Origin of the sequence: Coprococcus sp. RTP21428st1_C9_RTP21428_210409 (genome assembly GCF_040227395.1) — a bacterium.
Lineage (GTDB): Bacteria > Bacillota > Clostridia > Lachnospirales > Lachnospiraceae > Coprococcus > Coprococcus aceti.
This window is the reverse complement of sequence record NZ_JBEHVV010000062.1, coordinates 1-3,913: the sequence shown is the minus strand read 5'-3', so window position 1 is coordinate 3,913 and position 3,913 is coordinate 1. Positions and strand designations below refer to the sequence as shown.

Below are 3,913 nucleotides of genomic sequence, written 5' to 3'. Positions count from 1 at the left end.
AATTCCTTCTTCTCATTTCTTATGAGCATGACCGCAAACTCCCTGTCCGTCTCCTCCGCGCAGGACAGCAGTTCATGGTAATCCACCGGCCTATCCTCATATATTCGAAGCGCAACAGCCTCCGGCACAACAATAAACGTCATGGACGTGTGCGTCTTATCCTCTATGTATATCTCCGCCTTGTCCGCAAATTTTGCAAATTCCTCCGCCTGAGTCTGAAAGCCTCCACTCTGAAGCTCCGCCAATATCCTGTCTCTGTCCTCCATGAGACTGTCGAGATACAGATAGCCCTTCAGCAACAGGAGTCCCATAAGTCCATCTGACATATTGAAGTCAAGTATACAGCCATGTCCCTCGTCACTGTCTGTCAGTACATGACACACGCACTCCGCTATATCCTCATCGCTGAGTCCGCTGTATTTATACGCCTGCTCAATCCCATCATTTGTTATGAGCACGGTCTCTACATTTCCCCTTACAGACTTTTTCTTCCTGATGCTCTCAACAGGACGTGCAGCTATCTTGAACGCCTTCAGCGCATTTACAGCATCATCTATGCTCTTCTTCCCTGATATAGAGGTCTCAAACCGTCCCTGATCCGTAGCTGCCGCCTGCACATTCCTGTATATTCTTTGTACAGAGATCTTATTTCTCCTCATTATCGCACTTAAAATGTCAATATCTGACTTCTGACCGGCCAGATATCTCTGAAGCTCCGCTCTGAGCTTTCTCCTGAAATCAAGCTCGTACTCAGTGTTGGTTATATCCGTTCCTGAATACCACCGTTTCTCCAGATATTTGTAATTATCCGGATCCCTCAGTCTGTCCAGCGCACTGTTCTTCAGACTGTTCACACCTTCCTCATCGGTCTCCAGCTCACAGGCAAGTTCCGGCACACTGCATCTGTCATGTCTGTAGCCATAGAGCTTATCTATCACTATCTTCTCCCTGTAATTCAGTTTGTCTATGAGTTCATCGAACATCCGCCTGCACATACCATCCTGTGAATAGGACAGCGTATCCGCCTGCACCCCAAATACAGAACTGTACAGTGCTTCATACGGACTGATAACATCCAGCATATATTTATTATTTTCTTTTCTTAGAACATACGCCCTGTGCAATATCCCACACCTCATTCTATATAAGTTCTTAATCCAATATGCAAACTGGCATACATATCTGATATGCCCATCATCATTTTTACTTATATCTGAACTTAATCATTTTTATTATACATGTTTTGCCACAAATTAAAAACATAAAAGTGACGGGATATGGTATTTTATTATTTTATTAAGTGTTTATACAACTGTCTGTCCACCTGTGGTATAATGAATCGACAACAAACTGGGAGGATATCTATGATCAGATTTTTGCCGGATGAATACTATTCATCCACATACAAGATAGATTTCAAAAAGTATTACGACATGGGATACAGAGGTATACTGTTCGACATAGACAACACTCTTGTGAGACATAATGAGCCGGCCACATCCAGAGCGATCCAGCTCATGGAACAGCTCAAGGCCATGGGCTTCAAGGTATGTCTGGTATCCAACAACAAGGAGCCAAGGGTTGCCGCTTTCAACAAAAAGATGAAGGTGAATTACATATTCAAAGCCGGCAAACCATCGAAAAAGGGCTACATCCGTGCCATGAACGAGATAGGCTGCAACATAGACAACACGATCGCCGTGGGCGACCAGATCTACACTGACATCATCGGAAGTGCCAGCCTTGGCATACACACTATCCTTGTCAAGCCTATAGACACAAGCCACGAGGAGATACAGATCACCCTCAAGAGGATCATTGAAAAGCCGTTTATTTTCTACTTCAGGAAAAAGCATGGCATGGTAAGATAATTTCTGTTATTCATAACGCAACACAAAAGGCCGTATTCACATATCTGCCTGATATGTGAATACAGCCTTTTATTAAATATCTCAGTAACATATACGTTCTGTCATGATGTTACACATCTGTGTGATCCACAGAACGTATGTTAGTCGTTGTACACCTTCTTGAACTCTGTGTATCCCTCTGACTCCAGCATGTTTATCTGCTGCTTCATGTTCTTTCTCATCATCTGGATAGTCACTGTCTTACCTGCCTGGCGAAGTTCCTTTGCCTCCTTGAAGATCTCAAGCTTCTTGTCCAGTGTCACATCCTTGTGAATGAGGATAGCCACGTTGTCAGAATCTATCTTGTATCCATTCTCAAGCTTGTCCTTGAGTATGGTGATTATTCTCTCAAAACCTATTGAAAATCCTGTTGCAGGGACATCCTGTCCACAGAAGTTTCCAACCATCTTGTCATATCTTCCGCCGCCGGCGATGGAGAAGTTGTAGTCATCTATTGTAACCTCAAAAATAGGTCCTGTGTAATATCCCATACCTCTCACAAGAGTAGGGTCAAATACGATCTTTACGCCATCTGCAACCATGGTCTTTGCACTTGATATGATCTCGTCCATATTGGTTATAACCTTTGGATCAAGGCACTCAGCGTCTATGTCCCTACAGAACTCAGCGCAGCTCATATCTCCAAGGTTCTGGTATATCTCAAGATACTTGTCCACCATCTCTGCGTCGTATCCGTTCTCTGTGAGCTCTGCTCTTATGCCATCCAGACCTATCTTGTCATACTTGTCAAGGCTGATGAGTATTGAAGCAATGTCTTCCTCTGCAAATCCCGCATTCTTCGCAGCACCACGGAGTATCTGTCTGTCGTTAATGTGGATAGTAAAATCTGTTATTCCCACCTCAGAGAATATTCTTGAGAGCATATCGGATGTGGCTGCCACAAGCTCTATCTCCGCAAGGTTTGTATTGTCACCAAGTATATCTATATCGCACTGGGTGAACATTCTGAATCGTCCCTTCTGTGGCTGATCCGCACGGAATACAGGTCCGATCTGGAGTGCCTTGAATGGGCTTGGAAGCTGCTCCTTGTTGTTCGCATAATATCTTGAGAGTGGAAGTGTAAGATCGTATCTGAGTCCGCTGTCTGCCAACTCTCCCTTACCTGCATCGATGGCTCTCGCAAGGTCTGCGCCTCTCTTCATCACCTTGAAGATAAGCTTCTCATTGTCACCGCCCTGCTTGCTTGTAAGATTCTCTATATGTTCCATAACAGGAGTCTCTATCTGTGTAAATCCAAATCTGGAATAACTTGTCTTGATCATTGAAAGCACATGCTCTCTAAGCCTCATATCAGCCGGAAGCTGATCACACATACCTTTTACCGGTGTCTTGATGAATTTTGCCATTTCTTATCCTCCTGATCTTATATCTTTATTAAATCCAACCTATTCTAGCATATACAACTATATTTTTCCACCCTTAAAAAGAACACCGGAACAAACTTATAGTTTGTTCCGGTGCTTTTCACATAATATATTGATATTTTTAATTGTCCTGTAATATCAGATTACTTGAGAAGATCATAGTTGAGCTTCTTGATAACAAGGAAGGCCTTGTTTCTGAGTTCCTCACCTGAGAATTCATCAAGCTGTACATTCATATCCCAGTTGTACTTCATGAGTGTATTCATAAGATCCTCAATGTAATCCTTTACATACTTGACGTTGCTCTCACTCTTATCCTTGAGCTGGACAACTATATTGTCTATAGCCTCGATGATTCCTGACTCCTGCTTCTCTAGTGCCTGTCCTGACTCATCGTTGAGCTCTATAACCTTACCTGTCTTGGTTATGATGACCTTCTTGTTAGGAGCTGCAGCAGCCTTGCTCTTCTTGTTGATCATATGGTTGATACACTTGATCAGACATGCTACAGAGTATGTCATCTCCTCGTTTGATGGCTTGTCTATTCCCTTGAGAGTGTGCTGATGGTACAGGTACTCTGACTTGCACAGCATCTCCTCAACAATAGCTACCTTACAC

The 3,913-nt window shown here is 43.3% G+C and carries 3 protein-coding genes and 1 pseudogene; 1 reads left to right on the top strand and 3 read right to left on the bottom strand.

Features of this window, described 5'->3' with window-relative positions:
* Positions 1-1,082, bottom strand: a 1,082-nt coding sequence (locus ABUA34_RS11045; protein WP_349823302.1) for a hypothetical protein, incomplete at its 3' end; no start/stop codon positions are given.
* Positions 1,083-1,364: 282 nt separating this feature from the next.
* Between ABUA34_RS11045 and ABUA34_RS11040 the strand changes: the two genes are divergently transcribed.
* The gene (locus ABUA34_RS11040; RefSeq protein WP_015533916.1) at positions 1,365-1,871 is read left to right on the top strand and encodes a YqeG family HAD IIIA-type phosphatase; all 507 of its coding nucleotides are present in this window, start codon (positions 1,365-1,367) and stop codon (positions 1,869-1,871) included.
* Between the two features lie 140 nt (positions 1,872-2,011).
* Here ABUA34_RS11040 and hisS read toward each other — a convergent pair whose 3' ends face one another.
* On the bottom strand, positions 2,012-3,277 hold the full coding sequence (gene hisS, locus ABUA34_RS11035; RefSeq protein WP_015533917.1) for a histidine--tRNA ligase: 1,266 nt from the start codon (positions 3,275-3,277) through the stop codon (positions 2,012-2,014).
* Between the two features lie 161 nt (positions 3,278-3,438).
* A pseudogene (locus ABUA34_RS11030) lies at positions 3,439-3,913 on the bottom strand (hypothetical protein); the annotation flags it as partial.